This window comes from Acidisoma sp. PAMC 29798 (assembly GCF_030252425.1).
GTDB lineage: Bacteria > Pseudomonadota > Alphaproteobacteria > Acetobacterales > Acetobacteraceae > Acidisoma > Acidisoma cladoniae.
Genome location: NZ_CP126994.1, coordinates 2,106,361 through 2,127,948, shown reverse-complemented (window position 1 = coordinate 2,127,948; position 21,588 = coordinate 2,106,361). Strand labels below are relative to the sequence as shown.

21 protein-coding genes and 1 pseudogene are annotated in these 21,588 nt (G+C 65.0%); 12 read left to right on the top strand and 10 right to left on the bottom strand.

The annotated features are described in order from the left end of the window. Positions 1-65: 65 nt before the first annotated feature. Genes pstB through phoB form a run of 3 tightly spaced genes read left to right on the top strand, consistent with a single transcriptional unit; the run spans position 66 to position 2,347 of the window. Positions 66-881, top strand: coding sequence for a phosphate ABC transporter ATP-binding protein PstB (gene pstB / locus QP803_RS10280; protein ID WP_434082905.1), 816 nt, complete (start codon positions 66-68; stop codon positions 879-881). Positions 882-897: 16 nt separating this feature from the next. Further along, positions 898-1,623: a phosphate signaling complex protein PhoU gene (gene phoU, locus QP803_RS10275; protein WP_284947880.1), complete on the top strand. Its 726-nt coding sequence runs from the start codon at positions 898-900 to the stop codon at positions 1,621-1,623. Positions 1,624-1,630: 7 nt separating this feature from the next. Further along, the gene (phoB, locus tag QP803_RS10270) at positions 1,631-2,347 is read left to right on the top strand and encodes a phosphate regulon transcriptional regulator PhoB (RefSeq protein WP_434082914.1); all 717 of its coding nucleotides are present in this window, start codon (positions 1,631-1,633) and stop codon (positions 2,345-2,347) included. A gap of 90 nt (positions 2,348-2,437) precedes the next feature. Here the strand turns inward: phoB and QP803_RS10265 are convergent, their stop codons facing one another. Further along, complete coding sequence (locus QP803_RS10265) at positions 2,438-3,577, bottom strand: oxidoreductase (protein ID WP_284947660.1); 1,140 nt, start codon at positions 3,575-3,577, stop codon at positions 2,438-2,440. Between the two features lie 239 nt (positions 3,578-3,816). Here QP803_RS10265 and QP803_RS10260 point away from each other — a divergent pair, with 239 nt between their 5' ends. After that, positions 3,817-4,947 carry an ABC transporter ATP-binding protein gene (locus tag QP803_RS10260; RefSeq protein ID WP_284947659.1) on the top strand — a complete coding sequence of 377 codons (1,131 nt, stop codon included), beginning with the start codon at positions 3,817-3,819 and terminating at the stop codon, positions 4,945-4,947. A 3-nt stretch (positions 4,948-4,950) separates the two neighbouring features. On the opposite strand, the gene QP803_RS10255 is transcribed toward QP803_RS10260, so the two are convergent. The 4 genes from QP803_RS10255 to tsaD all read right to left on the bottom strand — a co-directional run bounded on the left by QP803_RS10255 (position 4,951) and on the right by tsaD (position 7,996). Beyond that, the gene (locus QP803_RS10255) at positions 4,951-5,229 is read right to left on the bottom strand and encodes a toxin-antitoxin system HicB family antitoxin (RefSeq protein ID WP_284947658.1); all 279 of its coding nucleotides are present in this window, start codon (positions 5,227-5,229) and stop codon (positions 4,951-4,953) included. After that, positions 5,226-5,648, bottom strand: a complete 423-nt coding sequence (locus tag QP803_RS10250; RefSeq protein WP_284947657.1) for a putative toxin-antitoxin system toxin component, PIN family — start codon at positions 5,646-5,648, stop codon at positions 5,226-5,228. Before QP803_RS10250 ends, QP803_RS10255 begins: the two co-directional genes overlap by 4 nt. A gap of 41 nt (positions 5,649-5,689) precedes the next feature. Continuing rightward, positions 5,690-6,781 (bottom strand): L,D-transpeptidase, encoded by a 1,092-nt coding sequence (locus tag QP803_RS10245; protein ID WP_284947656.1) that lies wholly within the window; start codon positions 6,779-6,781, stop codon positions 5,690-5,692. 96 nt (positions 6,782-6,877) lie between these two features. Further along, positions 6,878-7,996: a tRNA (adenosine(37)-N6)-threonylcarbamoyltransferase complex transferase subunit TsaD gene (tsaD, locus tag QP803_RS10240; RefSeq protein WP_284947655.1), complete on the bottom strand. Its 1,119-nt coding sequence runs from the start codon at positions 7,994-7,996 to the stop codon at positions 6,878-6,880. A 12-nt stretch (positions 7,997-8,008) separates the two neighbouring features. Here tsaD and hemC point away from each other — a divergent pair, with 12 nt between their 5' ends. The 6 genes from hemC to QP803_RS10210 are packed head-to-tail and all read left to right on the top strand — an operon-like array spanning position 8,009 to position 12,827. After that, positions 8,009-9,007 (top strand): hydroxymethylbilane synthase, encoded by a 999-nt coding sequence (gene hemC, locus QP803_RS10235; protein WP_434082904.1) that lies wholly within the window; start codon positions 8,009-8,011, stop codon positions 9,005-9,007. Beyond that, the gene (locus QP803_RS10230) at positions 8,980-9,708 is read left to right on the top strand and encodes a uroporphyrinogen-III synthase (RefSeq protein ID WP_350356092.1); all 729 of its coding nucleotides are present in this window, start codon (positions 8,980-8,982) and stop codon (positions 9,706-9,708) included. Before hemC ends, QP803_RS10230 begins: the two co-directional genes overlap by 28 nt. Next, a complete protein-coding gene (locus tag QP803_RS10225) occupies positions 9,698-10,810 on the top strand; it encodes a COG4223 family protein (RefSeq protein ID WP_284947654.1) in 1,113 nt (370 codons plus the stop codon). The genes QP803_RS10230 and QP803_RS10225 overlap by 11 nt, the downstream gene beginning before the upstream one ends. After that, positions 10,810-12,099 carry a heme biosynthesis HemY N-terminal domain-containing protein gene (locus tag QP803_RS10220; protein WP_284947653.1) on the top strand — a complete coding sequence of 430 codons (1,290 nt, stop codon included), beginning with the start codon at positions 10,810-10,812 and terminating at the stop codon, positions 12,097-12,099. The genes QP803_RS10225 and QP803_RS10220 overlap by 1 nt, the downstream gene beginning before the upstream one ends. A 59-nt stretch (positions 12,100-12,158) precedes the next feature. Beyond that, positions 12,159-12,410 carry a type II toxin-antitoxin system Phd/YefM family antitoxin gene (locus QP803_RS10215; RefSeq protein ID WP_284947652.1) on the top strand — a complete coding sequence of 84 codons (252 nt, stop codon included), beginning with the start codon at positions 12,159-12,161 and terminating at the stop codon, positions 12,408-12,410. Positions 12,411-12,422: 12 nt separating this feature from the next. Next, positions 12,423-12,827, top strand: coding sequence for a type II toxin-antitoxin system VapC family toxin (locus QP803_RS10210; RefSeq protein WP_284947651.1), 405 nt, complete (start codon positions 12,423-12,425; stop codon positions 12,825-12,827). Positions 12,828-12,907: 80 nt separating this feature from the next. Here QP803_RS10210 and hisA read toward each other — a convergent pair. From hisA to trpS, 5 genes and pseudogenes are all read right to left on the bottom strand, one after another. Continuing rightward, positions 12,908-14,235: pseudogene (hisA, locus tag QP803_RS24010) on the bottom strand (1-(5-phosphoribosyl)-5-[(5-phosphoribosylamino)methylideneamino]imidazole-4-carboxamide isomerase). Continuing rightward, complete coding sequence (gene hisH, locus QP803_RS10195; RefSeq protein ID WP_284947648.1) at positions 14,232-14,867, bottom strand: imidazole glycerol phosphate synthase subunit HisH; 636 nt, start codon at positions 14,865-14,867, stop codon at positions 14,232-14,234. Before hisH ends, hisA begins: the two are co-directional and overlap by 4 nt. After that, positions 14,864-15,241, bottom strand: a complete 378-nt coding sequence (locus tag QP803_RS10190) for a DUF2628 domain-containing protein (protein ID WP_284947647.1) — start codon at positions 15,239-15,241, stop codon at positions 14,864-14,866. Before QP803_RS10190 ends, hisH begins: the two co-directional genes overlap by 4 nt. Beyond that, on the bottom strand, positions 15,238-15,903 hold the full coding sequence (gene hisB, locus QP803_RS10185) for an imidazoleglycerol-phosphate dehydratase HisB (protein ID WP_284947878.1): 666 nt from the start codon (positions 15,901-15,903) through the stop codon (positions 15,238-15,240). The genes QP803_RS10190 and hisB overlap by 4 nt, the downstream gene beginning before the upstream one ends. Positions 15,904-15,933: 30 nt before the next feature. After that, positions 15,934-16,941 (bottom strand): tryptophan--tRNA ligase, encoded by a 1,008-nt coding sequence (gene trpS, locus QP803_RS10180; protein WP_284947646.1) that lies wholly within the window; start codon positions 16,939-16,941, stop codon positions 15,934-15,936. 227 nt (positions 16,942-17,168) lie between these two features. Between trpS and QP803_RS10175 the strand changes: the two genes are divergently transcribed. Further along, the gene (locus QP803_RS10175; protein ID WP_284947645.1) at positions 17,169-18,329 is read left to right on the top strand and encodes an efflux RND transporter periplasmic adaptor subunit; all 1,161 of its coding nucleotides are present in this window, start codon (positions 17,169-17,171) and stop codon (positions 18,327-18,329) included. A 10-nt stretch (positions 18,330-18,339) separates the two neighbouring features. Then, positions 18,340-21,528, top strand: coding sequence for an efflux RND transporter permease subunit (locus QP803_RS10170; protein ID WP_284947644.1), 3,189 nt, complete (start codon positions 18,340-18,342; stop codon positions 21,526-21,528). The last annotated feature ends 60 nt before the right edge of the window (positions 21,529-21,588 follow it).

Genomic DNA, 21,588 nt, shown 5'->3' with positions numbered 1-21,588 from the left:
CAACCCGCTATTCCCCAGCACATGGAGCCGGACTAAGTATCAGAGTCGGTCAGTGGGGTAGGTGGATGAATATGGCGGTGATTGAAAAGGCCAGTCCGGCCGTGGTCGATGCCACGCCCGTGGACGCGCAACCCCGCATTTCGATCCGTTCGCTCGATTTCTATTACGGCAAGAACCACGCTCTCAAGTCGATCAACCTGGAAGTCATCGACCGTCAGGTGGTGGCGATGATCGGGCCGTCGGGCTGCGGCAAGTCCACCCTGCTGCGCGTCATCAACCGGATGTATGACCTTTATCCCGGCCAACGCGCGACCGGTGAGGTGCTGCTCGATGGCACAAACATCATCGCGTCCGACGTGGACCTGAATGATCTGCGCAGCCGGGTTGGCATGGTCTTCCAGAAGCCGACACCCTTTCAGATGTCGATCTACGACAACGTCGCCTTTGGCGTGCGCCTCCATGAAAAGCTGTCCCGCGCCGAGATGGATGAGCGCGTGCAGTGGTCGCTGACGCGCGCGGCGCTGTGGGATGAGGTCAAAGACCGGTTGAAGACATCCGCCGCCGGGATGTCGGGCGGACAGCAGCAGCGCCTGTGCATCGCCCGCAGCATCGCGGTGAAGCCCTCGGTCCTGCTGCTCGATGAGCCGACCAGTGCCCTTGACCCGATCAGCACTGCCAAGGTCGAGGAGCTGATCGACGAGCTCAAGAAAGATTTCACCATCGTCATCGTCACGCACAATATGCAGCAGGCCGCGCGCTGCGCCGACCGGGTCGCCTTCTTCTACCTGGGCGAATTGGTGGAAGTGGACGCCGCTGCGCAGATGTTCACCAGCCCACGTGAACGGCGCACCCAAGAATACATCACCGGCCGGTTTGGGTGATCTAGAGGACATGGTCATCGGATCAGAACCGGAGCATCTCGTGAAAAGCTACGAACAGGAATTGAGCCGGCTTCGTGGCATGGTGACGCAGATGGGCGGCATGGTGGAAGCGCAAGCCGCCAATGCCACGCGTGCCGTGATGGAGCACAACACCACGGCCGCGACCTATGCCGTTCAGGACGATCCCAAGGTCGATGCGCTGGAGCGTGAGATCGAGCAATTCGCCATTCGGCTGCTGGCGCTGCGCCAGCCCGTGGCGGCTGACCTGCGGCTGATCGTCGCGAGCCTCAAGATCAGCGGCGATCTAGAACGGATCGGCGATTATGCCGCCAATGTCGCGAAACGCAGCCTGATCCTCAACGAGACCGCGCATCCCTATACGCTGAGCGGCATCGGCCATATGGCGCGCCTGGTTCAGGACAACCTCAAGCTCACCGTCGATGCGGTGGGTGAGGGCAATGCGGAGCGTGCGGTTGAGGTCTGGCGGTCGGATAGCATGATCGACGACGTCTATTCCGGCATCTTCCGCGAGCAGATCACCTATATGATGGAAGATCCGCGCAACATCACGCCGTGTACGCATGTGCTGGCGATCGCCAAGAACCTTGAGCGTATGGGCGACCACGCGACCAATATCGCCGAAACCATCTACTATGCCATCACCGGCGAGGCATTGCCGTCCGAGCGGCCGCGCGGTGAAAGCCCCTATGCCACCCCGGGCCGTCAGCTCGGCGAGGATTGATCGCGTGATTCCAGACGGCGCTGCCATTTCCAACAAGCCCCTCGTTCTCATCGTCGAGGACGAGGCAGCTCTCATGACCATGCTTCGCTACAACCTTGAAAAGCAGGGTTTTCGGGTCGAGGAAGCCGGGGACGGGGAGGAGGCGCTGACGCGCATTGCCGAGCTGAAGCCGGATATGGTTCTGCTGGACTGGATGCTGCCGCATCTGTCCGGCATTGAGGTTTGCCGCCAAATCCGTCGCAAGCCTGCAACCCGCGAATTGCCGGTGATCATGATCACCGCACGCAGCGAGGACCAGGATGCTGTGCGCGGACTCAATACCGGTGCGGACGATTATGTCACCAAGCCCTTCAGCACCGAGGCGCTGGTCGCCCGCATGCGCGCGCTGATGCGCCGGTCCAATACCGTGCCAGCCAAGGGTGAGCTGCGCTTCCATGACATCGTGCTCGATCTCGGTGCGCATCGGATAAGCCGCAACGGCCGCGCGCTGCATCTTGGGCCGACCGAATACCGGCTGATGGAATTCCTCATGCAGCGCCCGCGCCGCGTTTTCTCGCGGGAGGAACTGCTCGACGCCATCTGGGGTCCGAACATCCATGTCGAGCCACGTACGGTCGATGTGCATATCCGCCGGCTGCGCAAGGCGATCAATGGGCCGGACGAGCTGGATGTCGTCCGCACCGTGCGCGCCGCCGGCTACGCTCTGGACACCGAGCCGGCGTAGTTTGGTTTGCGATGGAATGCGCTGCGCTTTTCGACCCTACAGACGCGGGACCGTAGGGCGGAAAAGCGAAGCGCCTTCCGCCAAACCACCCTACAAAATCGATCCGGCCAATGGATCGATCTCCTTCTCAGCCGTGATACCAACCCGGGCGCGCTGAGCGGCGTAGAAGGCGGCGGCTTCCGCTTCGGTCAGCGGCAAAGGCAATACGCGGCCCTCAGCGGCTGACTGCATCCCGGTCTCCAGCGCCGCCATGACGGCCACCGCCTCGGCGGGCGTCACGGGATTGGGTGCCGCGCCGCGAATGGCCTCCACAACCGCCCCGTAATAGCGCCGATAGTCCCCGTCGTTTGCGGCCAGAGTCTCGGTATCGCCGGTCGCACCGTCAAAAAGGGTGGCGGCGTCGAGGTCGATCCCCCAGTCGAGATCGCCCGGCACCACGCCGGCACGGAGCTGCGACTCCTGGACATCGACATTGCCCTTCACCAGGCTCGCGACCGTCCCGTGCAGGGTGAAGCGCGCGCTGCCACCGGAGACGAGCATGCCGCCTTGCAGCACGGCCCGCAGACGCGGGTAGCTCAGCACGGCATGGAACCAGTCCGGCGCCATCGCACCCGCGCGCTGCTGCGCGATGGACACGGCCATGGTGTCGGGCAGGCCAAACAACTGGAACGCCTGGTCGAGCAGATGCGGTCCGAGGTCGAACCACAGGCCGGCGCCCGGTCCTGGACGCTCGCGCCACCGGTCGAGCACCACAGGCCGGAAGCGGTCGATATGCGAATCGAACTGCACGATCTCCCCAAGGCGGCCGCTCTCGATGGCGCTTTTGACGGTGAGGAAGTCACTGTCCCAGCGACGATTCTGAAAGGCCGACAGCACTCTGCCGGAGGCTGCGGCGGCGTCCGCCAATCTTCGCGCCTCCGCGAGCGTGACCGTGAAGGGCTTGTCCACCACGACATGCTTGCCCGCGGCCAGCGCCGCCTCGGCGAGCGCGGCATGGCTGTCATTGGGCGTTGCGATGACGATGAGGTCGGCACCCTCCCAGGTCGCGGCGGCATGCGGATCGGCGATGACGGTGATGCCCGGCGCGGTGTCCTGCACCTCCGCGGCCGGCTGGCGTGACCCGACCGCCACCAGGTCGAGCCCCGCCACGGCGCGGATAAGCGGGGCATGGAAGGTCCGCCCGGCATAGCCATAGCCGATCAGGGCGGTGCGGATGGGACTGGCGGGCATGGCGGCCTCATGAGCGTCGAGTGTCATCCTGCCATGGTCGGCCGGGTAGCGGGGATTTTCAACGCCTCAATGCGCAAGTGCAGCGTGTTGTGAAGGGTCTCGCCGGCCGCGTATTCCCATGGCGGCGGCCGATGGCCTGAGCTAGACAGTTGACATGACTGGTTGCCAAGAAGAATGCGCCCTGTCAGCCTGCACCATTGGTGTTCGCTGACAATACAGCGCGCGAAGGAAGAGGAACGATGGCTCAGGTTTCGATCAGGACGCTCAAGAAGACGTACGACAATAGCGATGCCTTGGCGGTGAAGGGAATTAACCTCGAAATCGCCGATGGTGAATTCGTGGTCCTCGTCGGGCCGTCCGGCTGCGGCAAGTCCACCACCCTGCGCATGATCGCGGGCCTGGAAGACATCTCCTCGGGCGAGATCGATATCGACGGCCGTGTCGTCAATGACGTGCCGCCCCGCGACCGCGACATTGCGATGGTGTTCCAAAACTACGCCCTCTATCCGCATATGAGCGTCTACGACAACATGGCCTTCGGCCTGAAGCTGCGGAAGTTTCCCAAGGCCGACATCAAGAAGCGCGTGGAAGACGCCGCGCGGATCCTGCATCTCACGCCGCTGCTGCAGCGCAAGCCGCGCGCCCTTTCGGGCGGCCAGCGCCAGCGCGTCGCCATGGGCCGCGCGATCGTGCGGAACCCGAAGGTGTTTCTGTTCGACGAGCCGCTGTCCAACCTCGACGCCAAGCTGCGTGTGCAAATGCGGACCGAGATCAAGAAGGTCCATAACGCCGTTCGGACAACGACCGTCTATGTGACGCATGATCAGGTCGAGGCGATGACATTGGCCGACCGTGTGGTGGTGATGAACCAGGGGCTGATCGAGCAGGTCGGGCCCCCGCAGCACCTGTATCACCACCCTGAGACGCGCTTTGTCGCGGGCTTCATCGGCAGCCCGGGCATGAACTTCATTCCCTGCCGCGTCGTGAAGGGTGCTGCTGGCTTGGCGATCGAGCTGGCGAACGGCGTTTCTCTGCCGGTGCCGGCTGAGCGTGCGCCGCGCTACGAGGCCTATGCCGGGAAGGAGATGCTGTTCGGCATCCGTCCGGAGCATATGCCGGCCTTCACGGGCGACAATCGGCCTGGTTTCGTGACGGTCGATGTGGATGTGGATATCACCGAACCGATGGGCATGGAGACGGTGATCTACTTCAACCTCGCCGGCACTACGATGAGCGAGGACGTCACGGCGGCGCCGCTCTGCGCGCGCATCGATCCTGACGTTGCCGCAAAGCCCGGCAGCCGGATGCAGCTTGCGATCGACATGAACAACATGCACCTGATCGACCCGACGACCGACAAGGTGGTCTGACGTTTAAGCCGGCGGCGTCTCGCCGCCGGCCTCTTCAAGTCCGTCATCATCGCGAAGCTCGGCCGGATTCCCCAGCCGCAACAACAATGCTTTTGCGCGCGCTGGTGTGGTGCGTGATCCACGGGCAGAAAAGTAGCGCTCCGCCTCGGCCTGCGCGCCGATCCTCGCCGCTACAGCCGTTGCGACAAATAAATTCATGCTGATGCCTGAGATGGCCGCCTGGCGTATGGCCGCGTCCTTCAAATCCTCCGGCAGCCGAAGCTGAATCTTTGTGTTGCTCATGATCTTGTCCTTTGTAGCACTGCGCCTGGTCGCTGGGCGCGAAACCCAAACGTATCACCGGCGTGCCTCATGTCTTTCAAGTTGAACGTCGCCAGCGCATCTGCGTGGCCGTTGATCGCAGTCTCGATGACCAGTTCGTCGTCCGGGTGGGCTCCGGTCGGCCGCCATCTATAGTCGAATGCGACCGGGACGCAGAGACCAGCAAGCGCGTCCAGAATTTCGCTCACCACGGCGTCGGTCGCACCCGCACGGTCGAGGTGCTCGGGCCGACGGAGAACTGACTCGTATTCGACGAGCAGCGGCGTCGAGAGAAGAAGCGCAAACTTTCCATCAAGGGCGTCGAGCAAAAGCTGTCTGGACGCACCGCCGGGCGAAATAAAGCCCGATACGAGAACATCTGTATCAAGGACGACCCTCATAGTGACATCATAGGTGGCGTCACTAAGGGCGACAAGGATATTCAGTCGCTCAGGGCCACCGTCGTGGCAGGGGGATGTGGCTTGAGCCAGGATGCGGAACTATCCACCACAATGACCGCGTCACCCGCGATCGGCGTCGGGTCGGCGGAGGCCGGCAGCAGCGCCCGGTAGCCGATATTGTCGGCGGCGAGCTTTTCCAGATCCGCATCGATGATGCCGTGGTGGTCGAGGAACTTGTTCACCGCGTCCGGCACGCGAATGCAGCCCTCCGAGTCCGCACGACCGATCCGCTGCTCCAGCACCGAGGGATCCGTCGCATGCATCTCGACGCGTATTTGTGTGGTGGCACCCGGCGTCTTCCAGTCATCGGTCGTCTGCCAGCCGAAATCCCACACCCGCATACCCTTCACGCCAAGGCCACGGATATGGTTCTGGTTGTAAGTGCCTTGGGCGCGATAGCCGAGTTCGGAGCCGTCATTCACCAACACGCCCACCGGCGTTTTGTAGTGTTCCTTCCGTCCCGGCTTTCCGGTCGAGACGTGGGTCGTGCCCAGAATCTCCCACGCTCCATCCGGCCGCGCGAGCGTCATGGCCATGAGTTGCGCATTATTGGCGCGGTCCACGATCAACACGAGCTGCGGCCGGCGCACGAAGAAGTTGCCATCCGCGGCCATCTGCTGCGCCAAGGTGATCAATGCCTGTCGTCGCGCCGCACTCAACGGCACGGCGGCGCGAACCTCCCGCGCCATATCGCTGCTGATCCGGTTGGCGTCTTCGGCCACTGTGGCCGCTTCTGGCACAGGCTGCACGACGGGCGGGACATAAGACACGTCTAAGACTTTGGCGGTTCCCAGGCTTACCGGCTGGCCGATCGGGCTCGACAGAATGGCGGGCGGCGGGGCCGACATCGGCGCCACCTGGGGATCGTAAGTCGGAATGGACATTGGGGCCGACGGCACTGGGCTGGAGACCTGGACCGCCGCAGGGGGCGGCGTATTCACCAGCCCCTCGACACGCGCATTGGGCGTGCCGATGGCGCCATCGTCGTCGCCGGCGCAGCCCGACAGGGCCAGCACCACCGCGCAGACGCTGGCCAGCGGGAGACCGTGAAACGCTCTACGACTTTTGATCAAGGGAGACCCATCGATGACACGATTAACGTCTTGATAGGTATAGTATTCGGTGGGGACTTCCAGATTGATTACGTGCTCAAACCGGCCGCTTTGCGATCACGATATCGACAGGGACTCCAGCGGCCAACGCGGCAGAGGTCGGTGGTTCATCCCGTCCTCGGCCAATCCGGCGCGACGGCGCTCAATCGCTGCCCAGGCGATCATGACCGCATTGTCTCCGCAATAGCGCAGCGGCGGTGCGACCAAAGCAAGCCCATGCCGTGCCGCGACGCGCGCGATGGATTGGCGAATGGTCTGGTTCGCGGCCACGCCGCCTGCCACGACGAGCACAGTGGCCTCTGGCATCGCGCCCAGGGCATGCGCCGCGCGGTCAGCGAGGACATCCGCCACCGCGCGCTGAAAGCTCGCCGCAATATCCGCGACGGTGAACGCCGCGATGGGCCCTTCGGGAAGCTGGGCGATGACCTGGGCGACGGCGGTCTTCAGGCCGGAGAAGCTGAAATCGCATCCTGCGCGGCCGTGCAGCGGTCGCGGGAAGGCGTAGCGGTTTGCGTCGCCCGTTAGTGCCAAGCGTTCCAGCGCTGGTCCGCCGGGGATAGGCAGGCCGAGCAGCTTCGCCACCTTGTCGAACGCCTCCCCCACCGCATCATCGATCGTGCCGCCCAGGCGGCGGTAGCGGCCAACGCCCTCCACCGCCACGCATTGGCAATGGCCACCCGATAGCAGCAGCAGCAGGTAGGGGAAGCGGACAGGCTCCGCCACCAGGCCGGGCAGCCGGGCAGTGAGGGCGTGCCCCTCCAAATGGTTGATCGCCAGGAATGGCCGACCGGCTGCGAGGGCGAGGCCTTTGCCGAAGCCGGCGCCCACAAGAAGGCCGCCGATGAGGCCTGGGCCGGACGTGGCGGCGATCGCACCGAGATCCTCGGCTCGCAAGCCGGCAGCGCTGAGTGCGGCGCGCGTCATCGCCGGCAGATGACGCAGATGGGCGCGGGCCGCAATTTCGGGCACCACGCCGCCGAAGGGCGCATGGTCCGCGAATTGGCTCAGCACCCGCTCCACCAGCACGCGTCCTTGCGCGTCCAGAATGGCCACGGCGGTTTCATCGCAGGAGGTTTCGATCGCCAAAACTGGGGCCAGAATGGGACCTTCCGACGCAGAGATTGCGTCAGAGCCGATCTGCGTCACAGCGGTCTTTTCTTCGATGAAGTCAGGCATTAACACGCGCCCATGAGGTCTTCCGACATCCTATCGCATCAGCCGCGTGTGAGACCCCATGCACGCGCGCTGCCCCTGCGCGTCGGAACCCGGGGGTCGCCGCTGGCCCTAGCTCAGACCCGCGCCTTTCAGGCCCAGTTGAGCCGGTTCTGCCCCGTGCTCGATTCCATGAGCGTCTTCGAAGAGCATGTGATTACGACCTCCGGCGATCGCATCCAGGATCGGCGGCTGGCGGATATTGGCGGCAAGGGATTGTTCTCGAAAGAGATCCATGAGGCTTTGGACGATGGCCGCATCGATTTCGCGGTGCATAGTCTGAAGGATCTCGAAACCGACCTCCCGCCCGGCATCGTGCTCGCCTGTACTTTGAAGCGGGAAGACGCGCGGGATGCGCTGATCCTGCGTGACGGGTTGGAGAAGCCGGACCCGGAAGCACCCTTCAGCACCTTGCCGCCGCATGCGATCGTCGGCTCGGCATCCGTCAGGCGTCAGGCGCAACTGCTGCATCAGCGCCCGGACATCGAAATCCGGACCATTCGCGGGAATGTTCAGACCCGTCTCAGTCGGGTCAAGGGCGGTGAGTTCGACGGTAGCCTGCTGGCGCTTGCCGGCCTGCGTCGGCTCGGCATCGCCGCTGAGGCCGCCGTGATCATCGCGCCGGAAATCATGGTGCCGGCCGCCGGGCAGGGGATCGTCGGTGTGACGGTGCGTGAGGATGATGTCGAATTGCGTGAGTTGCTGGCGGCGATCGAGGACCCGGAGGCGCGTGCCGTCTCCATGGCCGAGCGTGGCCTGCTGGCGGCGCTCGATGGGTCCTGCCGGACGCCAATCGGCGGCTATGCGCGCCTCGTTGACGGTGAGCTGCGCTTGACCGGCCTGGTGGCGCGGGAAGACGGCACCTTCCTGCTGAAGTCCGAAATTCGCGGGAGCGCGCGGGAGGCGGAAGCGCTCGGCCGCGCGCTGGGGGATGAACTGCGCGGACAATCCCCGTCCGACATCTTTCTCGACTGACGCCCGTCCTCATCACGCGGCCCGAGCCCGGCGCTGCCGCCACGGCGGCGCAGCTCGTCGCTATGGGCTATCACCCGGTCGTGGCGCCACTGCTCACGATCCATGCCGTGGCTGCCGAGTTGCCGGCCCCCGATACCGTCCAGGCGATCCTGGTCACCAGCCGACAGGCAATCCCTCGGCTTCCCCATGCTTACGCCCATTGTCCTTTGCTTGCCGTCGGCGACGCGACCGCCGGGTCGGCCCGTGCGCATGGCTTCACGCAGGTGTCGAGCGCGGACGGTGACGCCAAGGCGCTCGCCGTGCTGGCCGCACGGTCGCTCGCCCCCAACGGCGCTCCTCTGCTGCTGGCCTCGGGTGTCGGGCAGGGGCATCATCTCGAACGCCTGCTGACGCGGCGCGGCTTCACGGTCCTGCGACGAGAGGTCTATGCCGCGCAGCCGGTGGAGGCGCTTCCGGCGCCCGCACGCGACATGTTGGCGTCGTCGCACGCGGGTTGGGTCTTGCTCTTCTCGCGCGAGACCGCATTTTGCTTTCATCGGCTGGTGCGGCATGGCGACCTGCTGGCCGGTCTTCGACCGCTTAGGCTCGCCGCCATCAGCCACCCCGTGGCCGATTCCGTGCGGGACTTGCCCTGGCGGAGTATCCATGTGGCAATGACGCCCACAGAAAACGCGGTATTGGCCCTAATAGATGAGCGATGAGCCCAACCCGGACCGTTTGCCCGAAACCGAACCGGTCCGCGATCCGGTCGTGGAGACGCCGCCCGCGCTGGTGACCCCCGTGCAGGCGCGCCGGCCTATCCTGCCGATCCTGTGCCTGATCGGTTTCGTCATCCTCGCGGTCGCGATCGGTTATGTCTACGAGCGTCAGCAGCAGATGCTGACCGCCCAGGCGCCTGCGGTACAGGACCAAAGCGGCGCCGTCGCCGCGTTACGCGCCGATCTCAATGCCTTGAAGGCGCGCGTGGCCGGCATCGACGGTCAGGAAAAGCAGGACGCCGCACAGTGGCAGGCGGCAAGCGCGACGCAAACGCCCACCGCGCCCGCACCCGCGCCTGTTGTCGCGCCGCCTGCGGTCGATACCGGTCTCGCCCAACAGGTGGCGGCGCTGTCAGATCGGCTGGACAAAATCGCTTCCAGCCAGTCGCAGCAGGCCCAATCCGCCCCTTCGGCTCAGGATATGTCCGCGCTCTCGACCCATCTCGACAGCCTGACGAAGCAGCAGAGCCAGGACAGCCAGGCATTGCGGCAGGACATGAGCGCGGTGCGTCAGCAAGTCGCGGCCGTGACGAGCCAGATTCAGGGCCTCACGAAGGATACCAGCGGGCTGCCGAAGCTCGCTGCGCAATCGGCGCATCTGGGGCAGATCCTGCACGCGCAGGAGGCTTTGCGCGCCGGCATGCCGCTCGGGCCGATCGATGGCGCGCCGCCGGCGCTGGCAAAGTTCGACACGGTGTCGCCGCCGACCGAAGCCGCCTTGCGTCTGAGTTTTTCCGCCGCCGCCAAGACAGCGGATGCCGCCGGCCAACCGCTGCCAAGTGACGGAAAATTTTGGCACCGCGTCTGGCTTCGCGTGCAGAACCTCGTCGTGGTGCGCAGGGGCGATCAGGTGCTGGTCGGTGATCCTACGGCCGGCGTGCTGGCTCATGCCGAGCGGCTGCTCGACGCCGGTGATCTGCCGGGCGCGCTCGGTGTGCTCTCCACCTTGTCCGATCCGGCGCGGGCCGCGATGACCCCGTGGATGGCACAGGCCAAGTCACTCGTCGATGCGCGGCAGGCCTTGGCCCAGATGGCCGCCGGCTGATGGCCCGCGTTCTCGGCTTCCTGGTTCTGGCGGTCATTCTGATCGCCATCGCCTTCGGCCTGGGCGCGTTGCCAGGCCAGATTGAGGCGACCATCGGCACGCTCACCATCCAGGCGCCCTTGCCTTTGGTAGTGGTCGCCTTCTTGGCGATCGTCCTGGTGCTCTATGTCCTGATCCGGCTGTTCAGCCTCATCTTCGCCGCACCCGGCCGCTTGGGCCGCAACCGGCATGAACGCCAGCTGCGTCAGGGTGACCGCGCCGTGACGCGCGCCTTCGCGGCCATCGCCGCCGCCGACCCCAAAGCCGCGATGCGGGAAGCGCAGCGCGCCAAGCGTCTGCTGCCGAACGCGCCGCTCGCCCTGCTGGCCTCGGCCGAAGCGTCACGGCTCGCGGGTAAGCCCGGCGACAGTGAGGCTGATTGGCGCGCGCTCGCCGAGCAGCCGGACGCCGCCTTCCTCGGCTTGCGGGGCCTGTTGCGCCAAGCGCTCGATGCCCAGGATTGGACGCTGGCGGCCGACCTCGCGCGGCGGGCGGAACTCGCCCATCCCGGTGCGCCCTGGCTGAAGGCTGAGCGCGCGCGCCTCGCCTTGCGGACCGGAAGCTGGGCGGAAGCCTTGGCGCTTGCCGGACCCGAAGCGCCGCGCGCCGTGATGGCGACCGCCGCCGCAGAGGCTTCGACCGATCCGTTGCAGGCCTTGCGCCTCGCGAAGGAGGCTTTCGCGGCCGATCCCGCTTTGCCGCCGGCGGCGCTCGCCTATGCCAGCCGTTTGCGGCTCGGCAATGATGAGCGTCGGGCTGAAAAGGTGATGCAACAGGCCTGGGCCGCCTATCCGCATCCCGATCTCGCGGCCTTCTACCTGGCGCCGGAGCCTGACCCGCTGGCCCGCGTGAAGCGGGCCGAGCGTCTTGCCACGTTCAATCCGCAGAGCGGCGAAAGCCATTTCATGATGGCGCAGGCGGCGCTCGCGGCGCAGTTGACGGGCGAAGCCCGGCGCCATGCGAATGACGCGCTGGCCGCCGGCATGGATCAGCGGCGGCTGTGGCTGTTGAAGGCGGATATCGAGGAGGCTGACGCGCCTGCCGGCGGCGAGGCGGCGGGGTCCGCCATTCGTGAGGCGTTGCGACGCATTTCGACCGCACGTCCCGATCCGCGCTGGCGTTGCGAGGCCTGTGGTGCGGAGCATGCGGTCTGGCATCCGGCCTGTTCCGTCTGCGGTACCGTCGGCCGCATCGCCTGGACGGATAAGACGACACCTTCGACGGCTTTGATCGCGAGTACCCCGATTTAAGGGTAACAAGATTGATCCTCTATGGACCAGTCTGTAGACTGGCCTGTAGGAGATCAATCATGACTGAGATTGGCGCCTTCGAGGCGAAGACTCAGTTTTCTCGGCTTCTGGACCGCGCCAAGAACGGCGAGGCTTTCACCATCACCCATCGCGGCGTGCCGATCGCGCGACTTGGACCAGTAAGTCAGGGGCCGGACGTCGCCAAGGTGCGTGAAGTATTGGCGAGACTGCGGCGCCACGCGCGCGATCATGGTGGCGCTCCTATATCAACGGACGACATCCTCGAATGGAAGGCAGCCGACCAGCGCTGACGGATGAGCCTCGTGCTCGACACTTCCTATACGAGCGCTCTCGTCTTAGACGAGGGTGATGTGCCCGACGTTGCGGAGGTGACGGAGCAGATTGCGACCGAGGGCGCTCACGTCCCGGCGTTGTGGCGCTTCGAGGTCGCGAATGTGCTGTTGATGGCGGTGCGGCGGAAGCGGATCGCTCCGACGCTTCCGGCCTTGATTGTCGCCGACCTCGAAGCCTTGCCGATCTCGATCGACAACGCTGCAACATCTCGGGCCTGGACCACGACCTATACCTTGGCGGAACGTCATGGGCTGACGCTGTATGACGGGGCCTATCTCGAATTGGCAATCCGATTGGAGTTGCCTATCGCCTCACGGGATGGCGACCTCATCCTTGCCGCGCGCAGGGAAAAAATCCGCGTTCTCGGCGGATAACGCTTCGCTCATCCGCCCTACAGCGCCGATCGTAGGGTGGATCAGCGAAGCGCAATCCACCATCTTCGCGCGGCCGAAGCCTAATCCGCCGCCAGCGCCTCGATCGCCTCGGTCGGCGTCATCCGCCCATCGTACAACGCGCGGCCGACGATCACGCCCTCGATGCCATTCGCGGACATGGCGGTTTCGCGCAGCGCATGCAGATCGGCGAGCGAGCCGACGCCGCCCGAAGCGATCACCGGCGTCGTCAAAGCGCGGGCGAGGGCCGCCGTCGCGTCGAGGTTGAGACCCGCCAACATGCCGTCTCGCCCAATATCGGTGAAAATGATCGCCGAAGCGCCCGCATCCTCGAAGCGGAACCCGAGTTCCTCCGCCGCGATGGAGGAGGTTTCGGCCCAGCCCTCGGTCGCGACCAAACCATCCCGCGCATCGATGCCGACCACGATGCTGCCCGGGAACTGGCGGCAGGCCTCCCGCACCAGATCGGGGTTCTTGGCGGCGATACTGCCCAGGATGACGCGGCTGACGCCTTCATTCAGCCAGGCCTCGATACCGTCCATGTCCCGAATCCCGCCGCCGAGCTGCACTGGAACGTTGGCGGCGGCGAGGATGGAACGCACCGCAGCCGTATTAACCGAATGCCCGGCGAAGGCGCCGTCCAGATCCACTACATGCAGCCAGGTGCAGCCTGAATCCTGCCACAGCTGGGCCTGGGCGCCGGGATCGTCGGCATAGACCGTCGCATGCGCCATGTCGCCGCGTTGGAGGCGCACGCAGGCGCCGCCCTTGAGGTCGATCGCCGGATAGAGGGTGAGGGGCTTCATGATTTCCGCTGGAGCAGCTTGTGATAGAAGGCGCCCGCAATCATTTGGCCGCCGACGCGGGCATAGGCGGGGTGTGTACCCCACCGGATATAGCCGAGGCCCTCATACAGGGCGATCGCCCCGGTATGAGTTTCCCGCACATCGAGATTGAGCACCTGATAGCCCATGCCCCGCGCCCGTTCCTCGACCCGCATCGCCAGCATCCGCGCGAGGCCGAGGCGGCGCGCATAGGGCGCAACAAAAGCCTGGGTGATGGTGGCGGCCATGGCCTGGGCCTCGTTGTTGCGCGACGGCCGCACGAGCTGCGTGGAGCCGACGATGACGCCATCGACGCGGCCGACATAGATCTCGCGTTCCGGCACCATGAGCAGACCGCGGAAATAGCTTTCGATCACCTGGCGACCCGGCGGTGTCACCCAACCGAAACCGCCGCCATCGATGATCGCAGCGTCCGTCGCTTCACACAAAGCGAGCAGATCCTCGTCCGTGAAGGTCGTGACGCGATCGACGGCGAGCTTCGCCCGGGCCTGCGGTCCACGGGGCGCCGGCCGGTCTTCGCCCGGAACGCCCTCAAGCGCGATCATGGTGTCCACTTCAGAAAATTGCCCATGATGGTGAGGCCCACCTCCTGGCTTTTCTCAGGGTGAAACTGCGTGCCGGCGCGGTTGCCGCGCGCCACCATGGCAACGACAGGACCGCCATAATCGGTCGTCGCGAGGCATTCGGCGGCGTCGCCGTCTGTCAGCGCGTAGCTATGGGTGAAATAGACATGGTCGCCGGGCACCAATCCCGCCAGCAGCGGATGGGCGTCGGCTGCGAAATCGAGCGCGTTCCAGCCCATCTGCGGCAGGCGAAGCCCTTCGGCCGGCATGCGGGTGATTTCGCCTGCGATCCAGTTCAACCCGTCCGTCGCGCCATATTCCAACCCGCGTGCCGCCATCAGCTGCATACCGACGCAAATGCCCAGGAAGGGCGCGCCGCCCTCCACCGCCTGGTCCAGCGCATCGCGCAGGCCGGGCACGGACTCGAGGCCCGACATGCAGTCGGCGAAGGCGCCCTGGCCAGGCAGCACGATGCGGTCGGCGCTGCGAATTTCCACCGGTTCGCTGGTGACAAGCACCTGCACGGGCAGACCCGCGCGCTCGGCGGCGAGCTGCACGGCGCGGGAGGCCGAGGCGAGATTGCCGGAGCCGTAATCGACGACGGCGATCTTCATCGACCGGCCGCCTGTGGAATGAGCGCGGGATCGCGCGTCAGCAGCCGCGCGAAGGCCGCGTCGGCGTTGCGGGCGGCAATCACGTAGCTCGTGGTGAAGCCGCGCCGGGACAGCGACCAGCGGCAGAGGTCGCGGCCGTTCCAGCCGGTCAGCGCCGCGAGGCCCAGCATCAGGACAGCGGGGATGGCAGAGCCGGGCAGGGCGCGCCCCAACGCGAGAAGGACGACGATGGCCGCGATATCCAGAACTGCCGCCAGCCAGGCACGATGCGCCAGCAGCCAGATCGGCCCGAACAGGAAGGCGCCGAGGCTGAACCCCTCCCGCACCAGGCGCGGCGCGCGATCCGGCCGGGTATGGGCGGTGTAGATCCTCATCCCGCCAGCGAGCCCTTGGTGGAGGGGATGGCGCCACGTTGGCGCGGATCGGGCTCCACCGCCATGCGTAGCGCCCGCGCGGTCGCCTTGAAGCAGCCTTCGGCGATGTGGTGATCGTTGCGCCCAGCCTTTTGGATCAGGTGCAGGGCGAAAAGCCCGTTGCCGGACAGGGCACGGAAGAATTCCTCGAATAACTCGGTATCCATCTCGCCGATCTTCGGTCGTGTGAAGGCGACCTGCCAGCCGAGGGTCGCGCGGCCCGATAGATCGACCGCCGCTTCGATCAGCGCCTCATCCATCGGCACGATCGCCTGGCCGTAGCGGCCGATGCCGCGCTTGTCGCCGAGCGTCTTCAGCAGAAGCTGGCCGAGCACGATGCCGACATCCTCCACCGTGTGGTGGAAATCGACATGCAGGTCGCCGCGCGCCACGACATCGAGGTCGAACAGCGCGTGGCGGCCGAGGGCCGTCAGCATATGGTCGAAGAAGCCGATGCCGGTCTCGGCCCGCACCTGCCCGCTTCCATCGAGGTCAAGGTGAATGGTCACCTCGGTCTCGGAGGTTTTGCGCGTCAGACTGGCTGCGCGCTGCGCGTCTGTAAGAGACGCGGGGGGCGCGTCCGTAAGAGCAGAGGCGGGTGAGGAAGGCGGGGGCACATCCATGTCTGCTTGATAGACCATCGGCGCCGCGCGTTACACCTGTGGCCTGGGAAGAAATCCGACCAGGGCTTGTGCTTCGGCCACGATCGGATCGGCGATGGCACTGGCGCGGGCAGCACCCGCGAACAGAACCCGGTCGATATGGCCGGGATCGGCGAGCAGGCGGCGCATTTCGGCAGCGATCGGGGCCAGCTTATCCACCGTCAGGGCGGCCAGCGCATCCTTGAAGCCGGCAAAGCCCTGCCCGCCATATTCCGCCAAAACCTCGGCCTGGGAGATGCCCGAGAGCGCCGAATAGATGCCGACGAGGTTGCGCGCCTCGGCGCGGCCTTCGAGGCCTGCAATCTCGCTCGGCAGCGGCTCGGCATCCGTACGAGCGCGGCGAATCTTACTGGCGATGACGTCGGTTTCGTCGGTGAGGTTGATCCGGCTCTGATCAGACGGATCGGACTTGGACATCTTCTTGGTGCCGTCCCGCAAGGACATGACGCGCGCGGCTTCGCCGATGATCAGCGGCTCGATCACCGGGAAGAATGTCGTCTCATAGTCATGGTTGAATTTTTGGGCGATGTCGTTGGCAAGTTCCAGGTGCTGGCGCTGGTCATCCCCCACCGGCACGCGCGTCGCGTGATAGGCAAGGACGTCCGCTGCCATAAGGTTGGGATAGACGTACAGGCCGGCCGAAGCGGCCTCCCGGTCCTTCCCCGCCTTGTCCTTGAACTGTGTCATACGGTTCAGCCAGCCAAGGCGCGCGACGCAATTGAAGATCCAGGCGAGGCGCGCATGCGCACTGACGGCGGATTGGTGGAAGACGATATGCCGCTCAGGATCGACGCCGCAGGCGATGATCGCCGCCGCCATTTCCCGCGTCTGCTGGCGCAGCGTCGCGGGGTCTTGCCACACGGTGATGGCATGCAGATCGACGACGCAGTAGAGGCATTCATGGTCCGCCTGAAGGGCGACCCAGTTCCGCATGGCGCCGAGGTAATTGCCCAGTGTCGGCACGCCGGACGGCTGGATTCCGGAAAAGACGCGTTGCATCGCAAGCCTCATATGGTCATCGGGCGGCTTTTCCGCGCATCGGGGCGCGGCGTCAACGTGCCGTGCCTGGTTCCGACCATGCTGCGTCGCGTCACGGTGGTTGACCGCTCGGTCAGCAGAACCCTAAAGATAATGGATAATCCGCAAGCTTCTCCCGCCCGGGGACGCTCCACACATCGGCGTGGGCGCCCGCTCGGACGATACGGCTCAAATCCGGGGACATTCTGATGAGGCTCCGCTTCTCCGCGACCGTTTTCGCTGTCACGCTGTTGAGCGGCGTCTCTGCCGCAGAGGCCCAGATGGGCGGGCCGCCCACCGTGGGCGTATCCAAGGCGACCCTGACCCCGATCTACAAGACGAGCCAATATGTCGGCCGCGTCGAAGCCATCAATCACATCACCCTGCAAGCACGTGTCACCGGCTTTCTGCAGCAGCGCAACTTCGCGGAAGGCAGCGACGTCAAGAAGGGCCAGGTCCTGTTCGTGATCGAGCAGCCGCCCTATCAGGCTGCGGTCTTGAGCGCGCAGGGCGCCGTCTCCCAGGCGCAAGCGCAGCTCCGCAACTCCCAGCTGACCTTGGGGCGGTCACGGACGCTGCTGAATACGCCTGCGGGACAGCAGTCGAACGTGGATACCGCCGTCGCCTCCGCCGGAAGCAACCAGGGCCAATTGCTGACCGCTGAGGCGCAGCTTCAGCAGGCGGAGATCAATCTCGGCTACACGACGATCGCCTCCCCCATCGATGGCCGCATCGGCCTCGCGACCGATCCTGGCAACGTCGTGTCGCCCACCAGCGGCGCCCTCGCGAAGATCGTCAGCCAGGATCCGGAATACATCACCTTCCCAGTGTCGGAATCCGAAGCGTCCCAGCTTGAGGATGAGTATTCGGGCCATGGCGGCCTCGCATCGCTTACCGTGAAGGTGCAGCTGCCGGACGGCCATATGTACGACAAGACCGGCAAGATCGACTTCACGGATATTTCGGTCAGTTCCTCGACCGATACGCTCACGCTGCGCGCCACATTGCCGAACCCCGCGCGCGGTGCGGAGGGTGCCACCGAAGGCAACCGGACCCTGATCGATGGCGGCTTCGTCACGGTCATTCTGCAATCGCAATCGGCTCAGCAGGAGGTGACGATACCGCGGGCGGCCGTGCTGGCCGATCAGCAGGGCAACTACGTCTATGTGCTTGGACCAGACTCGAAGGTCAGCCGGCAGAACATCGCCATCGGCGACGCGGATGGTGTCCTAGCCGTCGTGACCTCCGGCCTGAAGGCGGGCGATACCGTCGTCGCAGACGGTGTGCAACGCGTGAAGCCTGGTGCGGTGGTCAAGACAGTGCCCTATACGCCGCCCAATTACGGCGACGGTACCGGGACGAACGGTTAGGTCGACTTAAATGATCTCCTCGATCTTCATCGACCGGCCACGGCTTGCCGTCGTCATCGCCGTTCTGATCACGCTCGCGGGCGTGCTCGGCCTGATGAGCATTCCGGTGGCGCAGTTCCCCGACATCGTGCCGCCGCAGGTCTCCGTCTCGACCAGCTATCCGGGCGCATCCGCCGCCGTCGTTGAAGCGACCGTCGCGCAGCCTTTGGAGGCGCAGATCGTGGGCGCCGACAAGATGCTGTACATGCGCTCGTACAGCGGCAATGACGGCAGCTACAGCCTGACGGTGAGCTTCGCCCTCGGCACCGACCCGAACATCGATGTCGTGAACGTCGAAAACCGGGTGTCGCAAGCGCTGTCCCAATTGCCCAGTCAGGTGCAGCTCGAAGGCGTGCAGCTGCGCCAGAAGTCCTCCGCCGTGCTGCAATTCGTCATCTTCTCAAGTCCGAAGAAGACGCTGAAGCCGCTGTTCATCAGCAATTATATCACCATCAATGTGCTGGATGTGCTGTCGCGCACGCCCGGCGTCGGCCAGGCATTTTTGTTCGGCGCGCAAAACTATTCGATGCGCATCTGGATGAACACGGCGCGGCTGACCCAGCTTGGCCTGGCCCCGACCGATATCATCAACGCCGTTCAGTCGCAGAACGTGCAGGCGGCCGTTGGCACCATCGGCGCCAAGCCGATCGGGCCCGAGCAACAGTTCCAGCTCAGTATCACCACGCAGGGGCGGTTGATTACGCCGAAACAGTTCGGCGACATCGTCATCCGCGCCAATCCGGATGGGTCGATCCTGCGCGTGAAGGATGTCGCGCGGATGGAACTCGGGGCGCAGAGCCAATCGACGCAGGATCAGCTCGACGGCGCACCGGCGCTCGGCATCGGCATCTATCTCGAGCCCGGCGCCAATGCGGTCGCCACCTCGCAGCGCGTGCAAAACGCCATCGCCGATCTGTCGAAGCGCTTTCCACCGGATCTGAAGGCGCAGGTCATCTACGACACCAGCACCTTCGTGAACGACACCATCCATGAGGTGGTGAAGACGATTATCGAAGCCTTCTGCCTTGTCGTGCTGGTGGTGTTCCTGTTCCTCGGCGGCAATATTCGGGCGACCATCATCCCAGCCGTGGCCGTGCCGGTCAGTCTCATCGGCGCCTTCGCCTTCCTTCTGGTGCTCGGCTATTCGGCCAATACGATTTCGATGCTGGCGTTGGTCGTGGCGATCGGCGTAGTCGTCGATGACGCGATCGTCGTGGTCGAGAACGTTGAACGCGTGATGGAGGAGAGGCCGGATCTCACTCCGGCCCAGGCGACAAAACTCGCGATGCGGCAAATCTTCGGCCCCATCATCGCCATCTCGCTGGTGCTGCTGTCGGTGTTCGTGCCGGTCGGCTTCATTCCCGGCCTGTCCGGCCAGCTGTTCAAGCAGTTCGCCGTGACCATCAGCGTGACCATGCTGATCTCGGCGACCAATGCGCTGACGCTGTCACCGGCGCTCTGCGCGCTGTTCCTGCGTCCGGTGAGGAACAAGGAGACGCGGAAGGGACCCTTCTCGCGCCTCAGCCGTGGCATCGACCGTGTGCGCAACGGCTATGGCAATGTCGTCGGCCGGTTGGTGCGCGTCGCCCTGCTCGTCGTGCCGATCGTCGCAATCTGCGCCTTCGTCGTCATCTTCCTGGCGGGTCGAACCCCGGGCGGCTTCTTGCCCGAGGAAGATCAGGGCGCCTTCTTCACAGCTGTCGAATTGCCGGACGGCGCTTCCATCAACCGCACCCAGGCGGTGGTCGATCGGGTCGCCGGCATGCTGCGCGCCGAAGATGGCGTGGCCCATACCATCTCGATCGTCGGCTATTCGATCCTCGATGGCGCGGCGGAACCGAACGCCGCCTTCGTTGTCGCGCGTCTGAAACCCTTCGCGGATCGCACCAAGCCGGCGCAGGCGGTGAACGCGCTGATCGGCCAGATGTTCGGCCGCTCTCAGGGTATCCTCGGCGCCAGCGTCTTCCCGTTCAACCTGCCGCCGATCATTGGCCTATCGACCGGTGGCGGCTTCGAATATCAGCTTCAGGCGCTGAACGGGCAGGATCCGCAGGATATGGCTTCGGTCCTCGGCAGCATGCTGGTGGCCGCCAATACCGATCCGCGTCTGTCGCGTGTCTTCTCGACCTTCTCAGCTAACAACCCGTCCGTGTTTCTCAACATCGATCGCTACAAGGCGCAGGCCCTGGGCGTGAACATCAATGACATCTTCACCACGCTTCAGGCGACGATGGGCGGCTACTATATCAACGACTTCAACCTGTTCGGCCGCGTCTGGCAGGTGAATATCGAAGGCGAGGAAGCCGACCGCAACGACTTCTCCTCCCTGTGGAAAATCTATGTCCGCAACGCGAACGGGGAGATGGTGCCGCTGCGCGCGCTCGCGACCATGAGCATCGTCACGGGCCCGCAGGTCATCACGCGTTATAACAACGTGCGCTCGGTCACCATCGACGGATCACCCGCGCCGGGCCAATCCTCGTCCCAAGCTCTGACCGCAATGGCCGAGCTGTCGGACAAGACGCTGCCGAACGGCTATGGCTATGAGTGGACCGGCACCGCCTATCAGGAAGTCCAGGCCGGCGGCCAGACCGGCGTCGTGCTCGCCCTGGCTGTGTTGTTCGCCTACCTCTTCCTCGTCGCGCTCTATGAGAGCTGGACGATTCCGATGTCGGTGTTGATCTCTGTGGTGGTGGCCGCCGTCGGCGCCTTCCTGGGGCTCATGCTGACGGGTCTGGCGCTTAATCTCTATGCCCAGATCGGCTTGGTGACGCTGATTGCCTTGTCGGCCAAGAACGGGATTCTGATCGTCGAATTCGCGAAGGAGCAGCGCGAGCAGGGCATGTCGATCCGCGATGCCGCCGTGGCCGGCGCCACGCTGCGGTTCCGCGCCGTGATGATGACGTCCTTCGCCTTCATCCTCGGTCTTCTGCCGCTGGTGATCGCGACGGGGGCCGCCATGATCAGCCGGCGCTCGGTCGGCACCCCGGTGTTCTTCGGCATGATCGCCGCGAGCTTCGTGGGCATCTTCGTGATCCCGATGCTCTACGCCTGCTTCCAGACGATGCGGGAATGGTCGCGCATTCACATCTTCCGTCTGCCGCCGATGCAGTTCCACGCGGCGCGGGGCGAACTTCCGCCACCCACCGAGCATCACTAGATGGCGGCATACGCTTCGCTTTTCCGCCCTACACCGCACAATGTCGTAGGGCGGAAAAGC

What these genes read in the sequence shown, in the direction of transcription:
- pstB (WP_434082905.1), top strand. Translation starts at nt 66, where the DNA reads ATGAATATGGCGGTGATTGAAAAGGCCAGTCCGGCCGTGGTCGATGCC.
- QP803_RS10265 (WP_284947660.1), bottom strand. Translation starts at nt 3,577, where the DNA reads ATGCCCGCCAGTCCCATCCGCACCGCCCTGATCGGCTATGGCTATGCC.
- QP803_RS10260 (WP_284947659.1), top strand. Translation starts at nt 3,817, where the DNA reads ATGGCTCAGGTTTCGATCAGGACGCTCAAGAAGACGTACGACAATAGC.
- QP803_RS10255 (WP_284947658.1), bottom strand. Translation starts at nt 5,229, where the DNA reads ATGAGCAACACAAAGATTCAGCTTCGGCTGCCGGAGGATTTGAAGGAC.
- QP803_RS10250 (WP_284947657.1), bottom strand. Translation starts at nt 5,648, where the DNA reads ATGAGGGTCGTCCTTGATACAGATGTTCTCGTATCGGGCTTTATTTCG.
- tsaD (WP_284947655.1), bottom strand. Translation starts at nt 7,996, where the DNA reads ATGCCTGACTTCATCGAAGAAAAGACCGCTGTGACGCAGATCGGCTCT.
- hemC (WP_434082904.1), top strand. Translation starts at nt 8,009, where the DNA reads ATGAGGTCTTCCGACATCCTATCGCATCAGCCGCGTGTGAGACCCCAT.
- QP803_RS10225 (WP_284947654.1), top strand. Translation starts at nt 9,698, where the DNA reads ATGAGCGATGAGCCCAACCCGGACCGTTTGCCCGAAACCGAACCGGTC.
- QP803_RS10220 (WP_284947653.1), top strand. Translation starts at nt 10,810, where the DNA reads ATGGCCCGCGTTCTCGGCTTCCTGGTTCTGGCGGTCATTCTGATCGCC.
- QP803_RS10215 (WP_284947652.1), top strand. Translation starts at nt 12,159, where the DNA reads ATGACTGAGATTGGCGCCTTCGAGGCGAAGACTCAGTTTTCTCGGCTT.
- hisH (WP_284947648.1), bottom strand. Translation starts at nt 14,867, where the DNA reads ATGAAGATCGCCGTCGTCGATTACGGCTCCGGCAATCTCGCCTCGGCC.
- QP803_RS10190 (WP_284947647.1), bottom strand. Translation starts at nt 15,241, where the DNA reads ATGAGGATCTACACCGCCCATACCCGGCCGGATCGCGCGCCGCGCCTG.
- hisB (WP_284947878.1), bottom strand. Translation starts at nt 15,903, where the DNA reads ATGGATGTGCCCCCGCCTTCCTCACCCGCCTCTGCTCTTACGGACGCG.
- trpS (WP_284947646.1), bottom strand. Translation starts at nt 16,941, where the DNA reads ATGCAACGCGTCTTTTCCGGAATCCAGCCGTCCGGCGTGCCGACACTG.
- QP803_RS10175 (WP_284947645.1), top strand. Translation starts at nt 17,169, where the DNA reads ATGAGGCTCCGCTTCTCCGCGACCGTTTTCGCTGTCACGCTGTTGAGC.
- QP803_RS10170 (WP_284947644.1), top strand. Translation starts at nt 18,340, where the DNA reads ATGATCTCCTCGATCTTCATCGACCGGCCACGGCTTGCCGTCGTCATC.